Source organism: Microbacterium sp. NPDC076911, assembly GCF_040687125.1.
GTDB lineage: Bacteria > Actinomycetota > Actinomycetes > Actinomycetales > Microbacteriaceae > Microbacterium.
This window is the reverse complement of sequence record NZ_JBFBMP010000004.1, coordinates 398,913-421,890: the sequence shown is the minus strand read 5'-3', so window position 1 is coordinate 421,890 and position 22,978 is coordinate 398,913. Positions and strand designations below refer to the sequence as shown.

At 62.6% G+C, this 22,978-nt stretch carries 27 protein-coding genes; 14 read left to right on the top strand and 13 right to left on the bottom strand.

Annotation, left to right across the window (positions count from 1 at the left end):
* Positions 1-124: 124 nt before the first annotated feature.
* Complete coding sequence (locus tag AB0O81_RS08910; RefSeq protein WP_363583356.1) at positions 125-616, top strand: TetR-like C-terminal domain-containing protein; 492 nt, start codon at positions 125-127, stop codon at positions 614-616.
* Between the two features lie 179 nt (positions 617-795).
* Here the strand turns inward: AB0O81_RS08910 and AB0O81_RS08905 are convergent, their stop codons facing one another.
* Entirely contained in the window at positions 796-954 is a 159-nt protein-coding gene (locus tag AB0O81_RS08905) for a hypothetical protein (RefSeq protein ID WP_363583354.1), read from the bottom strand.
* 278 nt (positions 955-1,232) lie between these two features.
* On the bottom strand, positions 1,233-1,601 hold the full coding sequence (locus AB0O81_RS08900; RefSeq protein WP_363583352.1) for a DUF1801 domain-containing protein: 369 nt from the start codon (positions 1,599-1,601) through the stop codon (positions 1,233-1,235).
* Between the two features lie 111 nt (positions 1,602-1,712).
* On the opposite strand from AB0O81_RS08900, the gene AB0O81_RS08895 reads away from it, so the two are divergent.
* The 3 genes from AB0O81_RS08895 (at position 1,713) to AB0O81_RS08885 (ending at position 4,194) form a co-directional block, all read left to right on the top strand.
* On the top strand, positions 1,713-2,549 hold the full coding sequence (locus tag AB0O81_RS08895; RefSeq protein ID WP_363583350.1) for a sigma-70 family RNA polymerase sigma factor: 837 nt from the start codon (positions 1,713-1,715) through the stop codon (positions 2,547-2,549).
* Between the two features lie 113 nt (positions 2,550-2,662).
* Entirely contained in the window at positions 2,663-2,899 is a 237-nt protein-coding gene (locus AB0O81_RS08890) for a hypothetical protein (RefSeq protein ID WP_363583348.1), read from the top strand.
* 542 nt (positions 2,900-3,441) lie between these two features.
* Positions 3,442-4,194 carry a hypothetical protein gene (locus AB0O81_RS08885; RefSeq protein ID WP_363583346.1) on the top strand — a complete coding sequence of 251 codons (753 nt, stop codon included), beginning with the start codon at positions 3,442-3,444 and terminating at the stop codon, positions 4,192-4,194.
* Between the two features lie 229 nt (positions 4,195-4,423).
* Here the strand turns inward: AB0O81_RS08885 and AB0O81_RS08880 are convergent, their stop codons facing one another.
* Positions 4,424-5,047: an NAD-dependent epimerase/dehydratase family protein gene (locus AB0O81_RS08880; protein WP_363583344.1), complete on the bottom strand. Its 624-nt coding sequence runs from the start codon at positions 5,045-5,047 to the stop codon at positions 4,424-4,426.
* Positions 5,048-5,168: 121 nt separating this feature from the next.
* Between AB0O81_RS08880 and AB0O81_RS08875 the strand changes: the two genes are divergently transcribed.
* Both AB0O81_RS08875 and AB0O81_RS08870 read left to right on the top strand, forming a co-directional pair.
* Positions 5,169-5,294: a hypothetical protein gene (locus AB0O81_RS08875; protein ID WP_363583342.1), complete on the top strand. Its 126-nt coding sequence runs from the start codon at positions 5,169-5,171 to the stop codon at positions 5,292-5,294.
* A gap of 50 nt (positions 5,295-5,344) precedes the next feature.
* Positions 5,345-6,067, top strand: coding sequence for a tyrosine-protein phosphatase (locus AB0O81_RS08870; RefSeq protein ID WP_363583340.1), 723 nt, complete (start codon positions 5,345-5,347; stop codon positions 6,065-6,067).
* Between the two features lie 78 nt (positions 6,068-6,145).
* On the opposite strand, the gene AB0O81_RS08865 is transcribed toward AB0O81_RS08870, so the two are convergent.
* From AB0O81_RS08865 to AB0O81_RS08850, 4 genes are all read right to left on the bottom strand, one after another.
* Positions 6,146-6,688, bottom strand: a complete 543-nt coding sequence (locus tag AB0O81_RS08865) for a GNAT family N-acetyltransferase (RefSeq protein WP_363583338.1) — start codon at positions 6,686-6,688, stop codon at positions 6,146-6,148.
* A 33-nt stretch (positions 6,689-6,721) separates the two neighbouring features.
* Entirely contained in the window at positions 6,722-7,678 is a 957-nt protein-coding gene (locus AB0O81_RS08860; RefSeq protein ID WP_363583336.1) for a hypothetical protein, read from the bottom strand.
* Positions 7,668-8,228, bottom strand: coding sequence for a sigma-70 family RNA polymerase sigma factor (locus AB0O81_RS08855; protein ID WP_363583334.1), 561 nt, complete (start codon positions 8,226-8,228; stop codon positions 7,668-7,670). The genes AB0O81_RS08860 and AB0O81_RS08855 overlap by 11 nt, the downstream gene beginning before the upstream one ends.
* Before the next feature lie 161 nt (positions 8,229-8,389).
* On the bottom strand, positions 8,390-8,875 hold the full coding sequence (locus AB0O81_RS08850; protein WP_363583332.1) for a MarR family transcriptional regulator: 486 nt from the start codon (positions 8,873-8,875) through the stop codon (positions 8,390-8,392).
* Between the two features lie 40 nt (positions 8,876-8,915).
* Here AB0O81_RS08850 and AB0O81_RS08845 point away from each other — a divergent pair, with 40 nt between their 5' ends.
* Both AB0O81_RS08845 and AB0O81_RS08840 read left to right on the top strand, forming a co-directional pair.
* Positions 8,916-9,806, top strand: a complete 891-nt coding sequence (locus AB0O81_RS08845; RefSeq protein ID WP_363583330.1) for an EamA family transporter — start codon at positions 8,916-8,918, stop codon at positions 9,804-9,806.
* Positions 9,807-10,069: 263 nt separating this feature from the next.
* On the top strand, positions 10,070-11,404 hold the full coding sequence (locus tag AB0O81_RS08840; RefSeq protein ID WP_363583328.1) for a type ISP restriction/modification enzyme: 1,335 nt from the start codon (positions 10,070-10,072) through the stop codon (positions 11,402-11,404).
* A gap of 10 nt (positions 11,405-11,414) precedes the next feature.
* Here AB0O81_RS08840 and AB0O81_RS08835 read toward each other — a convergent pair whose 3' ends face one another.
* The gene (locus tag AB0O81_RS08835; RefSeq protein ID WP_363583326.1) at positions 11,415-12,044 is read right to left on the bottom strand and encodes a class I SAM-dependent methyltransferase; all 630 of its coding nucleotides are present in this window, start codon (positions 12,042-12,044) and stop codon (positions 11,415-11,417) included.
* A 101-nt stretch (positions 12,045-12,145) separates the two neighbouring features.
* On the opposite strand from AB0O81_RS08835, the gene AB0O81_RS08830 reads away from it, so the two are divergent.
* Positions 12,146-12,412 (top strand): hypothetical protein, encoded by a 267-nt coding sequence (locus AB0O81_RS08830; RefSeq protein ID WP_363583324.1) that lies wholly within the window; start codon positions 12,146-12,148, stop codon positions 12,410-12,412.
* A 73-nt stretch (positions 12,413-12,485) separates the two neighbouring features.
* A complete protein-coding gene (locus tag AB0O81_RS08825) occupies positions 12,486-13,121 on the top strand; it encodes a hypothetical protein (protein WP_363583322.1) in 636 nt (211 codons plus the stop codon).
* Positions 13,122-13,188: 67 nt separating this feature from the next.
* On the opposite strand, the gene add is transcribed toward AB0O81_RS08825, so the two are convergent.
* From add to AB0O81_RS08810, 3 genes are all read right to left on the bottom strand, one after another.
* Positions 13,189-14,238, bottom strand: coding sequence for an adenosine deaminase (gene add, locus AB0O81_RS08820; protein ID WP_363583320.1), 1,050 nt, complete (start codon positions 14,236-14,238; stop codon positions 13,189-13,191).
* A 123-nt stretch (positions 14,239-14,361) separates the two neighbouring features.
* Positions 14,362-15,540, bottom strand: a complete 1,179-nt coding sequence (locus tag AB0O81_RS08815; RefSeq protein ID WP_363583318.1) for a serine hydrolase domain-containing protein — start codon at positions 15,538-15,540, stop codon at positions 14,362-14,364.
* A 105-nt stretch (positions 15,541-15,645) separates the two neighbouring features.
* Positions 15,646-16,866 (bottom strand): multidrug effflux MFS transporter, encoded by a 1,221-nt coding sequence (locus AB0O81_RS08810; RefSeq protein WP_363583316.1) that lies wholly within the window; start codon positions 16,864-16,866, stop codon positions 15,646-15,648.
* 53 nt (positions 16,867-16,919) lie between these two features.
* Between AB0O81_RS08810 and AB0O81_RS08805 the strand changes: the two genes are divergently transcribed.
* Positions 16,920-17,357, top strand: coding sequence for a MarR family winged helix-turn-helix transcriptional regulator (locus tag AB0O81_RS08805; protein WP_363583314.1), 438 nt, complete (start codon positions 16,920-16,922; stop codon positions 17,355-17,357).
* On the opposite strand, the gene AB0O81_RS08800 is transcribed toward AB0O81_RS08805, so the two are convergent.
* The gene (locus tag AB0O81_RS08800; protein ID WP_363583312.1) at positions 17,358-17,972 is read right to left on the bottom strand and encodes a TetR family transcriptional regulator C-terminal domain-containing protein; all 615 of its coding nucleotides are present in this window, start codon (positions 17,970-17,972) and stop codon (positions 17,358-17,360) included.
* A gap of 58 nt (positions 17,973-18,030) precedes the next feature.
* Entirely contained in the window at positions 18,031-18,726 is a 696-nt protein-coding gene (locus AB0O81_RS08795) for a GAP family protein (RefSeq protein WP_363583310.1), read from the bottom strand.
* Positions 18,727-18,848: 122 nt separating this feature from the next.
* On the opposite strand from AB0O81_RS08795, the gene AB0O81_RS08790 reads away from it, so the two are divergent.
* Genes AB0O81_RS08790 through AB0O81_RS08780 form a run of 3 tightly spaced genes read left to right on the top strand, consistent with a single transcriptional unit; the run spans position 18,849 to position 22,971 of the window.
* Positions 18,849-19,892, top strand: coding sequence for an agmatine deiminase family protein (locus AB0O81_RS08790; protein ID WP_363583308.1), 1,044 nt, complete (start codon positions 18,849-18,851; stop codon positions 19,890-19,892).
* Positions 19,889-21,607 (top strand): amidase, encoded by a 1,719-nt coding sequence (locus AB0O81_RS08785; protein WP_363583306.1) that lies wholly within the window; start codon positions 19,889-19,891, stop codon positions 21,605-21,607. Before AB0O81_RS08790 ends, AB0O81_RS08785 begins: the two co-directional genes overlap by 4 nt.
* Positions 21,604-22,971, top strand: a complete 1,368-nt coding sequence (locus AB0O81_RS08780) for an aminotransferase class V-fold PLP-dependent enzyme (RefSeq protein ID WP_363583304.1) — start codon at positions 21,604-21,606, stop codon at positions 22,969-22,971. Before AB0O81_RS08785 ends, AB0O81_RS08780 begins: the two co-directional genes overlap by 4 nt.
* Positions 22,972-22,978 lie beyond the last annotated feature (7 nt).

Here is a 22,978-nt window from a genome sequence, read left to right as displayed (position 1 = left end):
GCTCACACCGGTCGAGTTCGAGACCATAATGAGAACCGCGGTCGACCTGGTCGCGTAGACAAGAAACCCGAGTCAACCAAACCTTCAGCAGACCCTACCGACCACCGAGCACCCCGCGGACGATGTGAACCTCGCCGCCCTCGCCGAGGGCCTCGGCGTGCGCGTGCCGTCGTTGTACAAGCACGTCGACGGGATGCCGGGCATCCGACGCGGCGTGATGATCCACGCGAAATCCAGCCTCGCCCACACGCTCGGCCAAGCCGCCATCGGACGCTCCCGAGACGACGCCGTCAAGAACATGGCGTTCGCCTACCGCCACTGGGCACGTACACACCCCGGACAGTACCCACTGACCATGCGCGCACCACAACCCGAAGACGACGAAGACCTCGAAGCATCGGCCGCGATCGCCGACGTCATCTACAACGTCCTCTCCGGTTGCGACCTCCATGATGACAACGCTGTACACGCCACACGATTCCTACGATCCTCGCTGCACGGATTCATCGCGCTCGAAACGACCGGTGGATTCGAACTTCCCGTCGACATCGACCACAGCTACACCCGACTCATCGACAGCGTGACGACCGCACTGGCAACCTGGTCACCACCGTGAAGAACACCCACCCTTCGGAAAGATACGATCAGGGGAATCAGCAACACTTTGTGGGCCCGACCCACCGCCGTCCTGGCGCCTCGCGCATCGTAGGAGGTACCTTCGTGGACGTCCTAAACCGGATCCCTACACGGACAGCCTCACCGGCGTGCGCGCGCCGAATTGTGAAGCGTTGCCCACTAGCGGAGGTCTTGTACTGGCGCCTCTGGGCGCCAGTACCGTGCGCCGACTGCGAAAGTGACAGAGAGCGCCACAAGTCCTGCGACGACTAACGGGTGGACTTCGGCTCCGGACTGGAACAACGAGGGAATGAGCAAGATGAGGATGCTCGCGCTCACGGAGAATCCAATGATGCACAAAGCACTCAGTGCGGTCACGCTCGGCCACCAGCGATTTCTGGAACGGTCCATATCAACGAGAGTGCGGGCCGAGGCCGCGAGGTCTTGTGGCGGTCACGGTCACCGACCCCCTAGCGAACGGCTTGAAGTACGGCTTCTTCTTTGGTTGCGGTGAGCCCAGAACGACGCTGCCGGCCAACACCCCGTACGAGTTCGTCCTCGAGAACCCGGTCCAAGGTTTCGCGGAGAGGACGCAGCATGCCAGCCGAACGAACCCTTTAGGACGCGTTGAGCTCGGCCGCTGCTCGCACGAGCGCCTGGAACGCTTTGATGTCGAGCGTGTCTCCCTGGTAGATGTCGATGGCTCGTCGAACGCCCGCGCGGAGGCTGGCGTTGAAGAGCTCATCCGGGTCCTCGAGGGAGGCGCCTTTCGCGAAGGTGAGTTTGACCTTGTCCTTGTAGGTCTCCCCGGTGCAGATGATGCCATCGAGACTCCAGGTCGGAACTCCGAGCGGGTTCGTCGGCTTCTGCCACTTCGCTTCTTCAACCACGTTCGGTTCGGCCGTCTTGATCAGGTCGCGGATGTCGGCCAGCATGTCGCCGCGCCAGTCTCCGAGTTCGGCGATGATGCTGTCTATCGTCGTCATTGGTCGTCCAATCTGAGGTGTGGATGTTTTGTTGTGCTCATCCCACTGTCACACGGGGCGTTCCTTGCGCGTCATCTTCAGCATGAGCCCTCTGATGAAAGAGTGACACTTATGGATGAGACGGCAGTTTTCGAGCGGGAGCGTCCTCGGTTGTTGCGCATTGCCGGGCGGATACTGCACGATCACGTCGAGGCCGAAGATATCGTCCAGCAGGCCTGGCTACGGCTTCACTCCAACGAGGCGGACATCGATAACCTGCCTGCTTGGCTGACCACTGTCACGACTCGGCTCTGTTTGGACAGGCTACGCAGCGCGAAGGCGATTCTCGTGGACGACTTGGAATTGCCGTCACCGGCCCCGGATCCAGCCGACGATCTTGCGCTGGCCGACACAGTCGGGATTGCGCTGCAGGTGGTGTTGGACCTCCTCACTCCTCAGGAGCGGGTGGCTTTTGTGCTCCACGACAGCTTCAAGGTCGACTTTCCCACTATCGCCGCGATCCTCGACACCACTCCGGGCGCAGCCCGCAAGCTCGCCTCAAGGGCGCGCAGTAAGGTCGGGCCGCCCCTGGTCACGCGCGGGAGGGCCGACTGGGAAGTGGTCGATGCGTTTCTCACCGCCGCGCGGCAGGGGAACTTCGAGCAGTTGTTGGAACTGCTGGCGCCGGGAGCGGTGGTCGCCGGTGACGAAGCGGCCATTTCGACGGGCACCCCGACGCGGATTGACGGGCGCCGCGCTGTCGCCACGATGTTCAACGGTGCCGCCAAAGCCGCTTTGCCGGTGTTCATCGATGGCCGCCCCGGTGCTGCATGGTTTCACCGTGGCTCGCCGAGGGTCGCGTTCGACTTCACAATTGTCGATGGTGTGGTGGTCCGGATCCAATTCCGTGCCGACCCGGCCATCTTGGAACACCTCATCCGCCGTGACGGCCATGAAGCCCAGGACTGACCCACCCAAACATCGTTCGAGCACATCAAGCGGTCACATTCGCCAGCGCGTGGCCGTCATACACGCAGTAGACCTCAACCGGGGCTACCTGATCAAAGTGAGGATCCGAACTAATGAAAACCATGACCTGCAACCAATTGGGTGGCCCGTGCGAACAACCTCTGCGTGGTGAAACGGCCGATGACGTCATCAAGGCTCAGGATCGCCACCTCAGAGACGTGGTGAAAGCCGGAGACGCCGACCATGAGGAGGCACGGAACCAGATGAAGGGGCGCTGGAAACACCCAAAGCAATCCATGAACTGGTACTCCTCCACCAAGAGAGCATTCGCTGAAACACCCGAAGACTGACTGACTGCCAGTGCCGCAACACCGCAATGACCTCGGAACATCCCCAGAGCTAGTGCGCTCGAACGCCAAAACCCACACATGACGAACAAAGGAACGACCCTCATGAGTCGACTACCCACCAACCCATCCAGGGCAAAAGGATCATCTACTGGGTCAGCACCGGCTACATCGCCCTGGCGATGCTCGTCGGGGGACTCGCGGAACTGCTCGCCGCATCGCTGAACATCGAGTTCTCAAGTATCGCCCCCGACGACCGGGGCTGGCACTGTCCGAAAGGCGATCCTGTGCGACACCGTGTTCCACCTGGGTGCGATTCGGACCGCACGCGGTGCGAGCTCAAGGGCACAGTCGTCGCCTGGAAGGACGTTGCACACGGCATCCCCCTCACCGTCGGCGATTAAGAGACGCGCTGGCGGTCTGGGCGAAGACGGTCGGCGCTAGGCGCTGGCGGTGATGAAATGCTCCCCGATTCTGGAACGGTTGATTGGTCGCCAGTGCGGAGGAGTCGATGCCCGACGCGTCAGAGGAAGTAGCGTCAGAACATGGCCGCTCTTTCTGCACTCGTTGATTTTTGGGACGCTGAGATTGAGCGATGGGTGGGAGGCGACACATCCGTCAGCGAGCGACTACGGTCTTGGTTCGAGTCTTACAGCGGCACGGGCCGCGGCAAGGTACGGCTCGACGTGTTTCCGGAGCCGTACACCGGACGGCTGCTCGGCAATGACGCACCGGTGGTGATGCTCGGCCTCAACCCCGGTGCCGCTGTTCCCCGCTTCCAAGCTCCGGGAGGCATCTTCGTCGAACAGTTGAAGACCATGCGGTACAGCGAGTGGGCAGCGAGTGTGCCCTATGCCAGCCGCGAGTGGGAAGCCCTCGCCGGACGTAATCGTTTCTACCAGAACCGATTCGCGTTCGCGCGTCGACTGCTCAACAGTCCTCGATGGAACGCGTCGGACGGCGTGTACTTCGAGCTCTACCCCTACCACTCCTCCGGCGTGACCGCGAAGATGCAGCCTCCCGGCGCCGTATTGCGTGAGTTCGTGCTCGATCCCATAGCCGAACTGGACACTCCGCATGTCTTCGCGTTCGGCAAGCCCTGGTTCGGCGTGCCTGAGCGCCTCGGGCTTCCCGCTGGACGCACATTGGCGGCGGAGTGGACGACTCCCAGCCGCGAAGCTCGGGTGTACCCGCTGCCCAGCGGGCAGGACCTGATCGTGATGGCACAGAACGGCTACGCCGGCCCGCCCGGGGAACGCGACACCGAAGCATTGGCCCGAGCGCTCAGGCTGCGCTGACACGCGCCCCGTAGCAGTTGCCCCTCCCCGTCGGTAGAGGATGATGAGCGCAGTTTCGCGACCGATGATTGGTACCTCGACGCCCAACCCGCTCGGATCGAGAATCGCTCGCGCTGGTGGCGTCGCGCCCAAGTCGCAGCGCTCGAGCGACACCCGTCGAGCTTTCGGGCGTACGTGCGGCCCCGCCTTCGCGAAGTGCGCGCGCTGGTGAGTTCGCCATCGTGCCCGGTCACTGCTGCGGCACTGTGGAAGAAGTCATCCATAGTGCGCACCTCACCGACAGCGTTGATGACACCAGTGAGCCGTTCGCGTCGTGCTCTCTCGATCCAGATCGCAAGATCTCCGACGTCGATGACTTGAACGAAGCGATCGGTGAAAGTTGGGGCAAGCACTGGCCCCCTCGGCTGAGTCGTGCCGGCCAATACCCGAATCGATCACTCGGGTCGCAGGGTCCGACGATGAGGCCGGGACGGGCGATGAGGAGCCGGCTACCGAGATGCCTCGAACTGTTTCTCTCGGCCATGACCTTCGCGTCGGCGTACGCGGAACGATCTCGGGGCGCCATCAGCGTCGCGGACTCGTCGGCGTGAGGCTCATCGTTCCGTCCGTAGACAGAGACTGATGAAACCAACGTCCAATGCGAGGTACTTGCAGCGAGGGCTTCGAGCGCGGGCTCGACCAGCTCAGGCGCATAAGCGAGCTCTACGACTTCGTCCCAGTCGCCCTGCACTCCGTCGTAAGCATTCGGCGACAGCCGGTCCGCCTGCACGAGACGCGCACCATCAGGGACCTGCCCCGACTCGCCGCGACCCAGGCACACAACCTCAGCTCCACCCTCGATGGCTTTCTGCACGATCGCAAGCGACTCGCGGTCCGGCAGAAGATCCGCGCGATTCGTTGACCAGCAGGTGAGCGGACCATTCAAGACGTTTGTGCACGAGCATCGTTTCGAGCCCGTAGGCGACAGATGCCGGATGACCGACACCATCACCGTCGGCGCCCCCATCCTCGGGCGGCTTGCCGAACGCGTAGTCCTCGTCCCCTACCTGCGACACCTCATCATCAAGCGCAACAGATATTTGCTCGCAGAGCTCACCTGAATTCGCCCGCTGGCCGACCGGTTTTGGACCGCGTTGATAGCCTCTCAGCTGTGCGCAATTTGAATTGGGGTGGGCTGCCCAACCTTCGCGACCTCGGCGGACTGGCAACGCCACTCTCGTCGACGGGTGCGACGATCTTGGGCCGAATCGCGCGCGGCCCTAGGCGCGAACTGCTCACAGTCGCCGGCTGGAAAGCGGCAACCCGATGGGGCTTGCGCTCCGTTGTCGACCTACGCAGCACTAACGAGACGGGAGCACGAAGCTCCGACCCTGATGCGCTACCTCCGGCCAGTGTGGCGATCACACTCGCACCGACCGAAGACCAGACAGACCCCGAGTTCCGCGCGGTCTGTCTTCCGATCCTTGACTCGCCCGAATACTGGCAGCACAACGTGCGGATCTTGCCCACGCTCGTCGGCGACTCGCTCGCCGTGATTGCGAATTCCGAACCCGGGGTGCTTGTTCACTGCGCTGCTGGCCGAGATCGCACGGGAATGATCAGTGCACTTTTGCTCGCCAACGCCGGCGTCTCAATTGACGACATTGTCGCCGACTACTCCCAGTCCGTCTATGCGATGGCCTGCGCTGCACCGCACGGTGGCGCTACTCACGACAGACAAGCGTCATGGACGTGTGAAGAAGTGACGACTTGGCTCAGCGAAGTGACTCCGTATGTGCGCGCGTTCGTGTCCGATGATGCCAACGATGTGTTCGATGCACTCGACCTCGGCGCAGCCACCCGCCGGCAATTGCGTCGGCTACTGATCGCATAGCAACCGGCAACGACTCCCATGCTTCCGTCAGAAACGTGCCCGTGACCCGTAGAGGGATCCGAGCCGTGCGGGCTGATATCAGCAACGGGAAGTCCGGAGTGTAAGCCCGCTGAGTTCGGGACTCGGGTCGGTTGCGAGTCGGGCATGAATCTCGACGTCGAACCGACGATTACCGTAAAGCAGCTTCTGTCGCTCGATCCCTTCGGGAAGAAAGCCTGCCGCGAACGCGACTCGACAAGACGCAGGATTGTTGACTCGATGCCCAAGTTCCAGTCGGAATATCCCATCAGCGTGCGCCCAGTCCGACACCGCAGCAAGCCCGCCAGAGGCGTAGCCACGCCCGCGGGCAAATGATGGCAGCCAGTAGTAAGCCCAGGCGGTCTGGTGCCGTCGTTCGATCGCCGATAGCCCGACATTGCCAACCGCTCTCCCGTCGACAACGACTGCCCAGTTCTTGGCCACGTCGCCGAAGGACAAATGGGCCTCGATGAAGTCCGCGGCGCGTTCATCGGTCGACACGTCCGAGCTCCCAAACTGGGTGTCCAAGTCAGCGGTCGTTTCGTGCGCGCGCCTCAGCGCTGGCGCATCTTCGCGCTGCCACGGTCGGAGGATCACAGACATGCTTCCATCCTCACCGAACTTCTCCCCAACCACCTATGGTGATGGTGTTTTCGGAGGGTCTTCGCCGGTGATGCATTTGATCGGGTCGATGCTGTTCTCTTTCAGTTGCATGTTCACGCCAGCAACGTCATGTGCAGGGGTGATGCCGGCTTCCTCAAGACATCCTCGTAGAGCCTGCTGTGTATCTGAGTCATATTCGTTCGCGATCTGCCAGGCCGCATCTAGTTGGCCGAACTCTTCCGCGTAGCAACGCCCCTCGGCACCCGATACGGTCCCCTGGGCCGGGCTGGAATACGTGATGATGGTCCCGCCGTCGTCTACGCGAATAAGGCTGTAGCCGGCGTCGCGCATGCACTGGCGGTAGCGGGTGAAGCCGTCACGGTACTCCGCCTCCGTCACGGCCCCGTCAGCCATTGCCGCCGCTTGGGCGTCAGATGGTTCGGGAACCGCGGCGCGTGATGCCCATGATGCCCAGAGAACAAAGTGGTTCGCTTTAGCTGTGGTCACGGTCAGAGTGTGTGGGTCGCTGTCGGTGATCGGGTAGAACTCGCCGCCATTGGGGTAGTCGGTCGCCTCCTGATCACAGATCGTCGTGCTGGCTGCTTCTCCGTCGATAGTCATGTTGTAGGTGCCGGCGTCTTCGCAGTGGAACGCGACCACGAGATCGACCGCGCCGACCGGGGCAGGACCAAGCTCAACGGTCGTGTCGCCCTGGCCGCTGAGGATGAAGGGCGTCCCGAACAGCTGAGTATCGTCTTGCACGAGTGCCACGGTCATCTGCTCGATGCTCACCGTTGATGTCCCGCCCGGGGCGTTCAGCGCCGCGGCGGACACCGCGCCGCCGGTGAGTAAGCCCGCCAGAGCGAAAGCCGCGATGGAACCGGCGACCGCGCCGCGTCGATGCGGTAGAGCCGGTGCCGCCTCGGCGCTAGCAACGAGCATCCGGCGCAACTCCCGGTCACGCTCAGTCTCAGAGGGTTCAGAGGACATCGCTTACGCCTTCCTGTCGAATACCCGCGGGCTGATTGCCCACCACATCGCGGAGCCGGGATTTCGCACGGGAGAGCCGCGACTTCACCGTCCCTACCCGCACACCCAAGACGCGCGCTGCGTCCTCCTGGCTGATGCCCTCAAGAACGCACAACGTGAGCACCTGCTGGTCAGTTTGCGACAGATCTCTTAACGCAGTCAGCGCGTCGCCGTCACCGATACTGTCGGCATGGTCGGCATGATGTTCACCGACAGGAAGCCGGCGCAGCGCAGCACGATACCGTGTGCTCGCGCGGGTCAGGTTCTTCGCAGTAAAAGTCGCCGTCTTCAGTAACCACGGAAGCAGAGAGCCACCCACAAAGTGCACCCGGTCACGTTTCCTCCACGCCTCAAGAAACACGACCGCCACCACATCATCCGCGTCCGCCCACGACGGTGCCAGCCCCAACGAGTGCCGGTAGACACGCGCGCGATGCCGGTCGAAGATCAGGCCAAACGCCTCGCCCTCACCGGCCATAGCAGCCGCCCACGCTTCCTCATCTGTGCTCACACTATGAAGTGTCCGTGACGTCACTGAAGGTTCCAAGTCCTCCCCCATCGGTCAACCGCTGTGGCAGGCACACGCCTACAAGGGCTGCGCTACTCTGTGCGGGCACGCATCCGCACGCTCATTCGCGTGTCAGCTCTTGGCATCGGGCGCACAATGCGGCTTTAGCGCACCGGTGTCGCCGAGAAATGGGATAGTAGTGCGGCGAGCATCTCTTGCTGTTCGCTGTCGAAATGTCGGAGTAGATGCGCCTCAGTGGCGAGGTGAGCGGGAAGAACCCGGTTCACAATCTCTTTACCTGAGGGCGTGAGCTGCACCACTTTTCCGCGGCCGTCGGCGGGATCGGGGTGCCGGGTGATGAGACCAAGAGTGTCGAGCCGATTGAGGCGTTGCGCTACAGCGCTGGTTGTGATCATGGCGTCAGCGGCGAGGGCGGCTGGCGTCATTTGATGCGGCTCTCCCTGACGGACCAGCGTCGCCAAGACATCGAACGTCGCTGCGTCGACCCCGTGCCGTGCAAAGTTTGCGGAGAGTTCGGCGTCAACAATTGCCGAAGCTCGGCTCAGTCTGCCGATCACAGCCATCGGCGACGTGTCGAGGTCGGGACGCTGTAGTGCCCATTGCTCCAAGATGCTGTCTACATGATCCATGATGAGAGCTTATAGCTAAGCGCTGAGCTACACTGGCTAAGTGCTTAGCAAACTGTTGCCGTTGATCCTACTGACGGCGGTGGCCCCGGCACTATGGGGGACGACCTACTTCACCGCCACCGCTCTCCTACTCCCGGGCCACCCAATGCTGAACGCGACGCTGAGGGCACTGCCAGCTGGTCTCGTCCTTCTCGCATGGGCTCGCAGGCTCCCTCACGGATCCTGGTGGTGGAAGTCTCTTGTGCTCGGCACAATGAACATCACGATCTTCTTCGCTTGTCTATTCATCGCCGCTGAACGCCTCCCCGGCGGGGTCGCCGCGGTTCTTGGCGGAGTGCAACCACTTCTCGTCGCCGTCATCGCATGGCACCTCCTGTCCGATCGCATCAACGTCCTCATTGTCGGAGCGGGCTTGGTCGGTGCACTCGGCGTCGGGCTCGTCGTGCTCCGCGCAAACGCGGCTCTCGACCCTGTCGGCATCGCCGCGGCACTTCTTGGTGCTCTCTGTATGGCCTCCGGCACCGTCTTGGCGAAGAAGTGGGGAACGGACCTCCCGCCGGTTGCTACGACGAGCTGGCAACTCCTCGTGGGCGGGCTATCCCTAACCCTGCTCACAGCGTTCGTCGAGCCGCTCCCGACAACGCCGCCGACCGCAACCAACTTGGCTGGCTACGCTTACCTTGCCCTCATTGGAACCGCATTCGCCTACCTGCTGTGGTTTCGCGGCGTGCGATCACTCCCCGTGCGCATTCCTGCCTTTCTCGGACTGCTCAGCCCCATCGTCGCCATCACCCTCGGCACCGTCGCCGCGGGAGAAGAGCTTTCCTGCCTTCAGCTAGCCGGGATCGCGCTCATACTCGGGTCGGTCCTGGCGATCATCACGTCGTCAATGAATAGGCAATCGCCCGCGGCCCGAGTGCCCGGCTCGTAGACACAAGCGAGCAATCCAATCCGATCGTTTCGTGGCGCCCGGCCGTCAGGTCCCGGACGGACTCAATCGGAGATACACAAAGCTCCGCGTGCCTGAATACGGATCCGAACCGCACGGCCTCCAATCAGCAGCGCGATGCTGGGCGCATGGATGCAATACCGGCACACGCCGCAGCGCGACGAGTGCGAGCGTGTAAGGTGTCGTCAACCACCCCCCGGCAGGGGCGCCTCGGACACTACTCACTACTTCGAGAGGCCGTACTGATGGCATCGCTCGACAGCCCTGACTTCTCACTGTTTCAGCCGATCGGCGACGAGGCAACGATGGGCCGCGAAGAAACCCAAGGGATCTTCCGTGGGTTCGGCCTGGGTCTGTCGACCAATCGCGATGCGTGGGTGCACAACTTCTCGCGCGACTCGCTGCGAGTGCACCTGACACGAAGTATCGCCCACTACAACTCTGTCGTCGAAGACTGGAAAGCCCACCGCTCAGCTATGCCTGTGGTCGGAACTGATGATCATCTCAAATTCATTCCTCCCGATGACCAGGAGTTCACGTGGGAAGAGCAGAACAAGGCCGACCTGAAGCACGGCCGAACAATTGACTTCCACCCTGAGTACCTTCGCGCGTCGCTGTACCGACCGTTCGTGCGGCAGGATCTTTACTTCGATCCCACCGGTCGCTTGACTGCAAGACCCCATATAGTTCCGGCACTTTTTCCTGCGACCGGCTACGCGAACCGTTGCATTGTCGTGAGCGCTGATAAGAACACTGGTGTCAGCGTACTTGTCACCAATCTCGCGCCGAATCTGCATCTGCTCGACAACAATCAGGTGTTCGCGTTCTACACCTACGAGGCGCTCAACTCGACGGAAGCAGCGCGTTCCGCATCGGATGGCGACGTCGTCGGCGACTATGTTCGCCGCGAAAACATCACTGACGCGACGCTCGCCGGGTACCGAGCTGCATACGCTGATGATGCCATTTCTAAGTGGGACATCTTCCACTACGTGTACGCGGTGCTTCACCACCCCAGCTACCGCGAGATCTGCCGGTCCGATCTTCAAAAGCAGCTCCCACGTATTCCGCAGCTGGCTAACTTCTGGCAGTTCGCGCAGGCCGGCGAAACACTCGTCGAGCTTCATCTGAAGTATGAGAGCCAAGAGCCATATCCGCTCGAGGACGTACATGCCAGTAGCGAGCCACTGGACGAACGCGCGAAATTCAACTACTACCGTGTGGGCGGTGCTATGTCATGGACACCTGACCGCGACCACAGTGAACTGCGTTTCAACAGGAACCTCACCCTCACGGGTTTTCCGCCAGAAGCACAGGACTACCAGCTCTGCGGGAAGTCTGCAGTCGAATGGGTGTGCGAGCACTACACCTGTAGCCAGGACTCGAAATCTGGTATCTGGAACGACGCGAATGACCTCCGAATCGATGGGAATGACTATCGAGTCTCCGCCGATGACGCGCGCCGCATAGTTGACCTCATTGGGCGCGTTGCCTCGGTCTCCGTCGAAACCGTGAGAATCGCGAGCACCCTGCCTTCGTACGAGCAACTCGAGCAGCAAGTTTGGGGTCGGGAGAGCTGATCCTGACCAATCAGACGGGCCTCAGTGCGCGGCCGATCACGTGTGACACTCGTGGCACGGCAGGAAACACCGAGAACCCAAAGCGCCGCACGCGTTGCAACCGAAACCCAGCGGCGACGATCGCCCCAACGGTGTCGCGGTTGGGGTGACAGTTTCCCGCGATTCGGCGCCAGACCGGGGTCACAAGATCCTCAATCGCTCCGCTGAGAGGGCTTCTCGAGCGCACGTGCTCATAAAACGCGAGCACACCGTCGGGTCGCAACACCCGTGCCGCCTCTGCAAGTGCCGCTGCCTGATCCCCGACGCTGCAAAGCACCAGGCTGAAGACGACGGCGTCAACCGTGCCGGTAGGCACGGGGATCCGCTCCGAGGTGCCCGCTACGACACGGATGGGAACGGAGCTTGCCGTGGCAGCCAGCTGCGCCCGGCGACGCAGCCCTTCGTCTGGCTCAACGGCAGTCACCCCTCGCACCGCCGAGGAGTAGAACGGAAATGTTGCTCCGTATCCTGCCCCGACTTCGACGACCTCACCCGAGAGCCCTGCCACAAGTTCGCGGCGATGCTGATCGGCGCCACGCTGATCCATCGTGGGCCCCACCCGCGCGAACGCGGTAGCAAATCGCGACTCTGCGTTTTCCATCGTGCTCCCTTCTGCAGCTGCCTAGACCTAGCCCCTAAATACACCTAGGGGTATTCTCGTCATCATAGCGTTGTCGAATCTGCGCGGCGAAAGGACGAGCGATGGTTCAGCACTCAAGCAGCATCCCGAATCGAGACACTGAAGCTGAAGCGATCGCGATGCACGCGAGGGCCGGGAGGTTAGACCTCGGTGACCCCGATATCCGTCGCGAAGCGACTAGTGCCGTACGCCACACCTCCCGTGCTGACGTATGGGGCGACAGCAGCAGTCGACGCGTGGTTCGTTGGGCGATCACCGCGGGTCTAGCCGCACTGGTGGTGTGGGTGGTGGCCCTGGTCGTTCCGGTGCTCATGACCGCAACCTCGTGACGGCGGCGCACGGGGGCCTCTTGTAATGAGATACCCCTGGGGGTATTCTTGAGTATGAAACCGAGGTGCCGAGATGAACATGAAACTCGCAGTTGTAGCCATCACGACGGTCGTGGCTCTGGGGGTGACGGGGTGTACGGCGGCCACGCAGTCGACCGAATCTGCCACTGCCCCCTCCGCAACAAGCTCCACCCTCGATCCTCCAGGCGAAACTTCTGCCACCGAACCGGCCACCGAGGCTCTGCCCGATGCGCCTGCACCCGGCACTGTGGCCGCGATCGTCTGGGAGGCCCTGATGGGACCCGACGGCGAGTACGCAGCTTCTGCAAGCTATCTAGACGTCATTGAAGAGTTCGGCAACGTCGAGCCCTACGTGTCGATCCAGGCAGCAGAGGATCGCCACAGTGAGGCGCTGATCAAACAACTGAACAGGCTCGGCGTTGCGGTGCCCGACAACCCCTATCTGGGCAACATCCCCGCGCCTGATGACCTCGAATCTGCCGCGATGGCGTGGGCCGAAGGCGAGGTGGCGAACGTCGCCATGTATGACGACCTTCTGGCACAGACCGACGACACCGCGATAGTTCGCGTGTTGACGAACCTGCGCGACGCGTCAGCCGACTCTCACCTGCCGGCATTCGAAGCAGCTGCAGCGAACGGCGGAACCCTCACGTCTGATCAGATGACGAGCTACCTCGGCGCAAACTAGAGGCGCGTTGGCTATCGTTTCGCGTGCCCGGCGATTGGCCACCCTCGCCTGACCATCGCGAAGAGCGCTATGCCGCGTCGCCCTCCCAGGCCGCGGTGAGAGCGCCGATTGCGCCATCCACTTCGCCGAGAAGCGCGCTCTTCTCATCGTCGTCGCACCAGGCAGCTTCAAATCCCGCGCGCGCGATTCGCGCACCTTCGGCTCCGCCGAATCCCATCGCCGGCAATGCCACGCTGTATTCCTTGCCGATGTCGGTCTTGAAGAAGACTGCATCATCGGTCGCGAGCGTCACGAACAGGCCCGCGCGAATCATCTGAGCGATTCGGTGATCGGGCGTGAACTGCCAGCTCGAGAGCATGTCTGTCGAATGAGGTGTGCAGGTGTAGGCAACTCCGCTGGCAGCGACTTTTTCGAGCGCTGCGGCGTCATCCACGACGCGGTACCCGTGGTCGATGCGATCGACATTCAGAACCTCAACAGCATCGACGACGTTCTGCGCAGATGCGTTCATTGTTTCGCCCGCATGGGCGCTGCGACGCAATCCGTGCCGTTCCGCCAACGCATAAGCCTCGCGAAACCGCAGCGGGTCTTCGGTCAACTCGGGCGTGAGGTCGTCCTGCCCGATACCGACCACAGCGTCACGAGGATGGTCAATGACCGTCTGCACCATTTCGACGGCGGTCGTGGGGGGCAACGAGCGGTTAATGGCGGCGACGATCCGAAACCCGACACCGAAGTCGCGTTTGGCCTGTGTGAGGCCGTCTGTCATGGCGTCGATGAGCGACGGGTAGTCGAATCCGAGCGGTGTGAAGTTGTCAGGGTTCACGAAGTACTCGCGATAGCGCAGATTGCCGTCGCGCACGGCATCGTGAACACCTTCGTAGGCAACGCGCGCGATCTCATCACCGGTGGTGAGCACCTTGTGCGCAGCATTGAAGACATCCAGAAAGTCGGGCAGTCCCTCATAGTCAAGCAACGCCGAAAGATCGTCCGTCTTCAACGGCACGTCGTGTGCCGCGGCAAGCTCTTGCAGTGTCGTGAGTCGCATTGTCGCCACGAAATGGCAGTGCAACTCCGCTTTGGGCAGAAGCCGCAGGTAGTCAGTGAGGCTCAACATGGTGTGTCTCCCGGGTATTGATGTACTGCACGCTCGTCCTGCACGATGGTCCTGCACGCTGGCGCGGAGCCTAAAGCCTAGCCAACCCCGCGCACTGCACCGAGCCGCGGCGGCGAGCGAACGTCACATGCTCGCTTCGATGGCGGCGGCGAGCGCACGGAAAGTCTGGTCTGCGGGATGCGCTCCGTCTGCCACGTTCGACTCGTTCATGTACACGACGATGCTGGTGCCAGTCTCGGGCTCATAGAACGTTGCGGCAGTGAACCCGATGCCCTCGCCGTTGTGACCCCACCACCCATCGGTAGTGCCAATGCCCACTGCATAGAGGTCGTACGGTGGGCTGGGGATCTGGTGGCCGACCTCGCGGATCTCCTGCATCTCCGGCGTCACGAGTGCGCCGGTTCCGAGTATCTCGGCCCACACTCGACCGTCATCAAGGGTCGAGAACATCGAACCCGCCGGGCCGAAGATCGAGGCGTTCTCCTGCTGTGCAATCGGAACACCGTCTTCGACGATGTAGCCCACCGCGTGAGGCTCAGCCCAGTCGTCAACGTCGGTGATGTAGCTCGTTCCCGTCTGCGCGAGAGGTTCAAGAATGCGCTCGGTGAGCACCTCGGTGAACTGCTGCCCCGTGACCTCTTCAATCACCGACCCCAGAAAGTTGATATTCGAGTTCGTGTAGAGGTACTCACTGCCGGGCGCGAACTGCGCCGGCTGCCCGATCGCAGCTGCATTCAGTTCGTCGAGCGTGAAGACTCTCGTGGGATCGGCGACGAACTGCTCAATGAAGCCTTCATTCACATAGTCAGCATTGCCGCTCGACATGTTCGCCAGTTCGAGCAGGGTGATCTCGTCGCCGTTCGGCACACCGTCAATGTACTGATCCAGGGTGTCGTCGAGACTCAACGTGCCCTCGTCTGCCAGTTGCAGCAGCAGGGTGACCGTGTACGACTTGGTGATGCTGCGGATCGGCCACACCATGTCAGTTGTCGCCTCGACGCCGCCTTCGATGTCAGCGATCCCCGCCGCGGTGGTCCATGAGCCTTCACCCGGGATCCACACACCGGCCACAGCCCCCGGCACGTCATACTCGGCCATCTTCTCGTCGAGTGTTGCCTGCAGTTGCGACTGCAGCGACTCCGACAACTGCCCCTCCGGCGCGGCCGGGCGCAAGACGTCGTCGGGCGCAGCATTCGTTTCGGCGTCACCGCCAGCAGACGTGCATGCGCTGAGAGAGAGGCCCATCACTGCGATGGCAGAAAGAGCAAGTGCCCGGCGTCGGTGCGGGTTACTAAATCTCATCGGCATACTCGTCTCTGCTGCTGTTCCACGCGGGGCTACGTCTCCCATGATCTCAGCGCCAGACGCTCGCGCCCATAGACCTAGGTCGCGCTTGACTCTAGGGCGTCACTGTTTCGTGAATTCGACAGTGGTGCTCGGCTTTTGCACCACCGCGGTAAACCGACCGCTGATGTGCGCCGCTGCGGCCAGTAGCGCCATCGTGAACATGACCACCGCGAGCGGAAGGGTCGCCTCGCTGCCCCCCAGCCCGACAAGCGGCGAAACAATCGCGGCAAACCCGAATTGTGATGCCCCGAGCACCGCAGACCCAGTGCCAGATGCACCGGGAACCGCTGAAAGCGCGAGAGCCGTCGCCGGCCCCATGACAAATCCGAGCGATGCAACCGACACGAAGATGGGCAGCATCAGCCAGGCCGCGGGAAGCGCTGAGAGCGCGAGGGCCAACACTGCGGTCGTCGAGCCAACGAGCCCAATCACGCCCCAGCCGAGCACTGTGCGGGCGGTAAACCGACGCAACAGCCGGCTGCCGATGAAACTGCACCCCGCAAGCCCGAGGGCGTTAAGGCCGAAGAACATTCCATAAACCGTCGGCTCCAGCCCAATCACGTCTTGATAGAGAAATGGGGATGCTGAGATGTAAGCCATCATCACCGAGAACCCGAACACGAAGGTTGCTGCAGGCGTCAGGTACCGCGCAGAAAGCAAGAGGCGAAAACGGCCGGTCCCTGCTGCAGAACGCTGCTCGCGGGGCAAGGTCTCTTTCACGACAAACCATGAGCCCAAAAGCATCACGACTGACAGCGCGACGAGCACTCCGAGCACTCCTCGCCACCCCAACTGATCAAGCACGAGGCTTCCGGCAAGCGGCGCGATCACGGGGGCGATGCCGCCCACGATCATCATCAGGCTGAACGCTCTCGCCGCCGCGTCGCCCTTCTCGCGGTCCGCAACAACGGCACGGCCGAGCACCATGCCTGCCGCTCCGCTGACGCCCTGCAACAGTCGCGCGGCAATCAGCAACTCGACCGACGGCGCGAGCATCACCGCAACGCTCGCGAGCACAAACACCGTCGAGCCAATGAGAAGCGGCCCGCGCCTGCCCACCCGGTCCGAGATCGGACCGAAGACAAGCTGACCGATCGCGAGTCCTATCAAGAAGCTCGTCAGGGTCAGCTGAATCGTTGCCGCCGAGGTGTTCAATTCCTCTGCCATGACCGGAAACGCCGAGAGATACAAGTCGGTCGAGAACGGCGCCACACTTGCCAACAGGGCCAAAGTGACCAACAGCAGCGGGCCTAGGCCTGTCGATCGCGAGGTGCGATTCATGAAACTCCTTATCAAAGGTTAACTATCCACAGATAAGGATATAGCATGGCGTCATGGATCAGCCCCGCTCACCATCGCTGTTCGCTCTCGCTGATCTGATCCATGCGGTCTCACGGCAGATGAACTTCAACGACGACAGCGGGAAGCCAGTTCTCACGCCGCTCGAAACCACCGTGCTTCGCTATGTTGACCGCCACCCCGGCACCGCCGCCGGTGCGGCCGCGAAAGCAGTGTCGCTCCAGCCGAGCAACTTCAGCCGGGCCCTACGCAGCCTTGAGACCAAGGGATACCTGCGCCGAGAGCAAGACGCTCAAGACGCGCGCGCAGTTCGCTTGCATCCGACCGAACTCGCCGCCAGAAACCTCGAGATACTCGATGCCACATGGACAGCCATGCTTCAAGGCATCGTCGATGACGACACTCGCGACACCATGATCACGGGCCTGGAACGCATCGAGCATGCACTTGTCGAGCGTCATCGCCACCGCTGATCAACGAGATGTGAGCCGGCCCGACTCCAACCCCAGCAGTGGCTCAACAGCTCGCTCAAGCAGCTCGCGCCGCCCCCCTGGCTCACCCCACCGCACTAGCGTATGGGCGCTCAGCCCGTCGATCATGCCAAGGAGCAACCACGCGACTCCCTGGGTGTCTTCGACGCGAAAGTCACCCAGAGCGACGCCGGTATCGAGCAATGCCGCGATGAACTGCTGCCACTCATCCATGCGTGAACGCGCTTCGGCCGCGAGCGCCTCGTTGCGCTCTCCCATCCCCCAAGACTGCACCCACACCAGCGTGACATCAGTTCTCGACCCGTCGAGCACTGTCGCCAACAACGTCGCTACTCGAGCTGTGGGGTCGGCGATCGTGCTGAGCAGAGCCGACAGCTCAGCCAACTCGCCACCGACAATGTCGCCGAAGGTTGATGCCACCAACTCATCCATGCTGGGCGCATAGTGCGCAACCAGCCCAGACGCGACGCCAACTCGCGCGGCGACCGCGCGCAGGGTGACAGCCGCGAGCCCGTCGGCGAGCGCAAGTTCACGAGCCGCATCCGTAATTTCGGCTCGGCGCTGCTCGGCCGATCGTCGAGTGCGTGGTGCGGGCATGACAGCGATTCTGTCGCTTCCGCCGTGATTGATCAAGTGATCAACATGCCCGAGCAGACTAGAAGCTACCGATGCCCTTCCCGATGAGATTGACGCCAATCACGAGCATCAGCAGTGCCATGATGAGCGCATTCTCTCGTGCGAGCCACTCACGCATCTTGCCCAGGGGCGCCCGAAGCTTGTCTGGTGCGATCAAGTAGGCAATCACGGGAACAGCGACAGTGGAGGCGCCAATCACGACGAAGATCACGATCGCGATCACCGTCGACCCCACGTCGAGTCCCGCCGTGCCGATGCTGACACCGGCAGACGCGGCCAACAGCAGATTCTTCGGGTTGACCGCTGCGAGCAAGAACGCGAGTCCGAACGCACTGAAGAAGGTCACACTGTCGATGGCCTTCATCCATTTCGGCAACTTCGGCGTCTCGCCTGCCTTGGGTCGGCTCTTCCACTGACGAACAGCCACCACCAACAGCAGCAGGCCCAGCACCAACTGAATCGTGCCAACCACCGGGTTTGACCCGTTGGAGTTGTTCGCAGGAACCACCGACGACAGCAGCGTGAATGCAGTGACCGCCACCACAATGCCGACAATCCAGCCCAGCATGAAGCCGACACCGGTCACCTTCGCTTTGGGCGAGAGCAGCATCAGGATTGCCGCGATGATGGGCACAACGCTGATCGCTACCCCCAACGCGAGCGGTAGAACTGATCCGATGACACCGTTCATGCCGAAACCCCATTCGTTGATCACCGCCAGCCTATGGCCCTTGCTTGATGGCTGATGTCGCAGCGGTCAGAGAGCATTGACGCCGCGGTGCGATCTGAGTATTCTCAGTTCTAATTGATCAGGCGATCAATTAAGAAGAGGATGCTATGAACTGGCGCATGCCCGCAGAAACCGCACCCCACGCCCGCACCTGGATGGCATTTCCTCGTGAGGGCGTCACCCTCGGCGCATCCACCGCCGAGCGAGAAGCTGGCTATGCCGCATGGGCCGCCGTGGCACACGCCACCGCTCAGTTCGAACCCGTGACAATGGTCGTTGACCCCACCGAGTTGGTTCGCGCCCGACGCATGTTGAGCCAAGACATCACGATCCTCGAAGCGCCGCTCGACGAGTTCTGGATGCGCGACATGGGCCCCACCTTCGTGGTCGACGATGAACGACCAGAAGTGCTCGGCGCAGTCGATTGGACGTTCAATGGCTGGGGGGCTCCCGAATGGGCGGAGTGGCGGGTTTCTGCTGAAATCGGCCGCTTCGTGGCTGACGCGCGCGGCGCAGAACTGGTGAGCTCGTTGCTCGTCAACGAAGGTGGCGGCATCCACGTCGATGGTGAAGGCACCGTGCTGCTGACAGAAACCGTGCAACTCGACCCGCGCCGAAATCCCTTCGCCGATCGCGCCCGCGTCGAAGCCGAAATGCTGCGCACCCTCGGTGCGACGCGCGCGGTCTGGCTTCCTCGCGGCCTCACTCGTGACTACGACGACTTCGGCACCAACGGCCACGTCGATATCGTCGCCACGCTCACCTCGCCGGGCACGCTGTTGCTCCATGACCAGCCGAACCCCGCCCACCCCGACCACGCGGTCATGCAAGAGATCCGCGAGGCGCTCAGCGAGCAGACAGATGCCGCAGGTCGACGTCTTGAGATCGTCGACATCGCCGCACCCGAAACTCTGCGCGACGACGAAGACTTCGTCGACTGGAGCTACGTTAATCACCTTGTTGTGAACGAAGGCGTGATCGCCTGTGGGTTCGGAGAAGACCGGGCGGATGCTGCGGCGCGCGCCACGCTCGAACAGGTCTACCCTGGGCGCCAGGTCGTCACCGTTGACGCGCGTGACATCTTCGCGCGCGGTGGCGGCATTCACTGCATAACCCAGCAAGAACCCGCGCTCACGGAAGGTGCCGCATGATCGACGTCGTCGAAGCATCCATCGCTGATCTACGGGCTGCGCTTGAGTCTGGCGAGGTGACTGCCGTGCAACTCGTTGACGCCTACCTGGCACGCATCGACGCTTACGACGCGCCAGATACGGCCACCGCCCTCAACGCCATCGTGGTGCGAAACCCCGACGCACGCACCGAAGCTGCGGCCTCCGACGCACGGCGCGCGGCAGGCGAGACGCGCGGTGCGCTTGACGGCATTCCGTACACCGCGAAAGACAGCTACCTGGTCGCGGGGCTCACCGCGGCAGCTGGCAGCCCGGCATTCGCTGAGCTCGTCGCTCAACACGATGCGTTCACAATCGCGCGATTGCGGGCGGGCGGCGCGATCTGCCTCGGTCTGACGAACATGCCCCCGATGGCGAACGGCGGCATGCAGCGCGGCCTGTACGGACGCGCTGAGAGCCCTTACGACGACGGCTACCTGACCGCCCCGTTCGCCTCGGGCTCGTCGAACGGCTCGGGAACAGCGACGGCCGCGAGCTTTGCAGCATTCGGGCTCGGCGAAGAGACGTGGTCAAGCGGTCGCGGCCCCGCCTCAAACAACGCGCTGTGCGCCTACACACCGTCGCGCGGCGTGATCTCTACCCGAGGCAACTGGCCGCTCGTTCCCACCATGGATGTCGTAGTGCCCCAGACGCGGACGATGGCTGACCTCTTCGAGGTACTCGACGTGATCGTCGCTGATGACGCGGAGACACGCGGTGACTTCTGGCGCGCGCAGCCATGGGTGTCGCTACCCGCAGCATCCACTGTTCGTCCCGATTCCTATCCTGCTCTCGCCGCAGACGCCGACTTGCTGGCTGGCGTACGCATCGGCATCCCTCGCCTTTACATCAACGCCGATCCTCTCGCTGGAACGGCAACGGCGCCCGGAATCGGGGGGCCGACCGGGCAGGCAATCGACACGCGAGAATCCGTTATCGCGCTCTGGCAATCAGCCCGGCAAAGCCTCGAAGCTGCGGGCGCAACTGTTGTTGAGGTCGACTTTCCCGTCGTGTCGAACTACGAGGGCGATCGCCCAGGGGCACCGACCATCGCCACTCGCGGACTCGTGAGCGCGGAGTTCCTGCAGAGAGAGATCGTCGACCTCTCGGCGTGGGGCTGGGAAGACTTTCTCAGCGCGAATAACGATCCGGCCCTGGATTCTCTGGCCCCCATCGACGGTGCCACGATCTTTCCCCACCCCGAAGGCGCGCTTGCCGACCGCTACACCGGCTTCGATGATGACATCGCCGAGTATCCCGACTGGGTTCGCGAGAACCCAGGTGCTCGCTTTGAAGACATGCCCGAGCTGGCAGCCGGTCTGCGCGGGCTTGAAGAAACACGTCGCGTAGATCTCGAACAGTGGATGGATTCACATCACCTCGATACCGTCGCGTTTCCCGCAGTCGCTGATGTCGGCGCCGCCGACATGGACGTCAACCCCGTCTCAGCCGACGCGGGGTGGCGCAACGGAGTGTGGATCGCCAACGGCAATCTGACAATCCGTCACCTCGGAATCCCCACGGTGACCGTGCCGATGGGCATCATGGAAGATATCGGAATGCCGGTCGGTCTCACTTTCGCGGGCCGAGCCTACGACGACTCCGCCCTACTCAGCATCGCGGCAGCGTTCGAAGCCACCGGCGCCCGCCGCACGGCACCACCCCGCACCCCACCCCTGTCTGGAGATCCGTCATGACCCACGGTGCCAACCCCGCCCGCATGCACGAGATCAGCGAGGAGACGACCGCGATCGTCGACCTCGTGCTCGCCTATTCACGCGAGCGACTGCTCGCCACCGAGAATCCGCTCGACAAGCCACTGCCCCCGGCTGAGCTGGCTCGCCTGGCCGGACGCACGATCAGCGAGAACGGCATCGGCGCACGCAAAGCGCTGTCGACCTTCGAGCATGTGCTCGCACCATCGTGTATCACCACCGATGACCCGCAGTACCTGTCATTCATCCCGTCTGCACCAACGAAAGCGTCGGCTGCTTTCGACGTCGTCGTCTCGGCGAGCGCACTCTATGGTGGCTCGTGGCTTGAGGGCGCAGGCGCAGTGCACGCCGAGAACGAGGTGCTGCGCTGGCTTGCAGGCGAATTCGGCCTGCCCGCGACCGCCGGTGGTGTTTTCGTGCAGGGCGGCACGCTCGGCAACCTTTCAGCCTTGGTCGCCGCCCGCGAAGCCGCGCGCGAACGAGGCATCCGCCCCGACAGGTGGCGCGTCGTGTGCAGCGTCGAAGCGCACTCGTCGATTGCGTCGGCGGCTCGCGTCATGGATGTCGAGATCGTCAGTGTGCCCTCCGGAGACGATGGGATGCTGCGCGGCGCGGCCGTGCGCGACGCACTCTCTGCCCACGGCGACAGCGTGTTCGCCGTTGTAGCCACCGCCGGCTCAACGAATTTCGGCATAGTCGATGACATCGCTTCGATTGCTGAGGTCACCACCGAGTTTGGCGTCTGGCTGCACGTTGACGGCGCCTACGGCCTTGCCGCCATGCTCTCGCCCGTTGCTCGATACCGCTTTGCCGGTGTCGAAAGCGCTGATTCCGTGGTGGTCGATCCACACAAGTGGCTGTTCGCGCCGTTCGATGCGTGCGCGCTGATCTATCGCAACCCCGAGCTGGGCAAGCGCGCACACACCCAGCACGCGGAGTACCTCGACACCCTGACCGAGACCGACGACTGGAGCCCATCTGACTACGCGGTGCATCTCACCAGACGGCCGCGCGGGTTGCCGCTCTGGTTCTCACTCGCGACATATGGTGCAGCGGCATACCGCGACGCCATCACATCCTCGCTAGAACTCGCGCAAGATATTGCCGACGAGATCGACGCGCGCGAAGAGTTCACGCTCGTCAGGCGTCCACAGCTGTCTGCCGTCGTTTTCGAACGCAACGGCTGGCAGAAGGCCGACTACGGCGCATGGTCGAGTCGACTGCTTGACCAGCAACACGCGTTCGTGACACCAAGCAGTCACAAAGGACGCACGAATGCGCGCTTCGCAATTCTCAACCCGCGCACCACTCGCGAACATCTGACCGCGATCCTCGACACGATGTAAGGGCGGC

Bases quoted from the DNA above. Each gene is read 5' to 3' on its own strand.
- AB0O81_RS08890 (WP_363583348.1), top strand. From the start codon at position 2,663: ATGAAAACCATGACCTGCAACCAATTGGGTGGCCCGTGCGAACAACCT.
- AB0O81_RS08895 (WP_363583350.1), top strand. From the start codon at position 1,713: ATGGATGAGACGGCAGTTTTCGAGCGGGAGCGTCCTCGGTTGTTGCGC.
- AB0O81_RS08850 (WP_363583332.1), bottom strand. From the start codon at position 8,875: ATGGATCATGTAGACAGCATCTTGGAGCAATGGGCACTACAGCGTCCC.
- AB0O81_RS08865 (WP_363583338.1), bottom strand. From the start codon at position 6,688: ATGTCTGTGATCCTCCGACCGTGGCAGCGCGAAGATGCGCCAGCGCTG.
- AB0O81_RS08900 (WP_363583352.1), bottom strand. From the start codon at position 1,601: ATGACGACGATAGACAGCATCATCGCCGAACTCGGAGACTGGCGCGGC.
- add (WP_363583320.1), bottom strand. From the start codon at position 14,238: ATGTTGAGCCTCACTGACTACCTGCGGCTTCTGCCCAAAGCGGAGTTG.
- AB0O81_RS08810 (WP_363583316.1), bottom strand. From the start codon at position 16,866: ATGAATCGCACCTCGCGATCGACAGGCCTAGGCCCGCTGCTGTTGGTC.
- AB0O81_RS08840 (WP_363583328.1), top strand. From the start codon at position 10,070: ATGGCATCGCTCGACAGCCCTGACTTCTCACTGTTTCAGCCGATCGGC.
- AB0O81_RS08805 (WP_363583314.1), top strand. From the start codon at position 16,920: ATGGATCAGCCCCGCTCACCATCGCTGTTCGCTCTCGCTGATCTGATC.
- AB0O81_RS08780 (WP_363583304.1), top strand. From the start codon at position 21,604: ATGACCCACGGTGCCAACCCCGCCCGCATGCACGAGATCAGCGAGGAG.
- AB0O81_RS08800 (WP_363583312.1), bottom strand. From the start codon at position 17,972: ATGCCCGCACCACGCACTCGACGATCGGCCGAGCAGCGCCGAGCCGAA.
- AB0O81_RS08815 (WP_363583318.1), bottom strand. From the start codon at position 15,540: ATGAGATTTAGTAACCCGCACCGACGCCGGGCACTTGCTCTTTCTGCC.
- AB0O81_RS08785 (WP_363583306.1), top strand. From the start codon at position 19,889: ATGATCGACGTCGTCGAAGCATCCATCGCTGATCTACGGGCTGCGCTT.
- AB0O81_RS08830 (WP_363583324.1), top strand. From the start codon at position 12,146: ATGGTTCAGCACTCAAGCAGCATCCCGAATCGAGACACTGAAGCTGAA.
- AB0O81_RS08825 (WP_363583322.1), top strand. From the start codon at position 12,486: ATGAACATGAAACTCGCAGTTGTAGCCATCACGACGGTCGTGGCTCTG.
- AB0O81_RS08835 (WP_363583326.1), bottom strand. From the start codon at position 12,044: ATGGAAAACGCAGAGTCGCGATTTGCTACCGCGTTCGCGCGGGTGGGG.
- AB0O81_RS08885 (WP_363583346.1), top strand. From the start codon at position 3,442: ATGGCCGCTCTTTCTGCACTCGTTGATTTTTGGGACGCTGAGATTGAG.
- AB0O81_RS08860 (WP_363583336.1), bottom strand. From the start codon at position 7,678: ATGTCCTCTGAACCCTCTGAGACTGAGCGTGACCGGGAGTTGCGCCGG.
- AB0O81_RS08875 (WP_363583342.1), top strand. From the start codon at position 5,169: ATGACCGACACCATCACCGTCGGCGCCCCCATCCTCGGGCGGCTTGCC.
- AB0O81_RS08790 (WP_363583308.1), top strand. From the start codon at position 18,849: ATGAACTGGCGCATGCCCGCAGAAACCGCACCCCACGCCCGCACCTGG.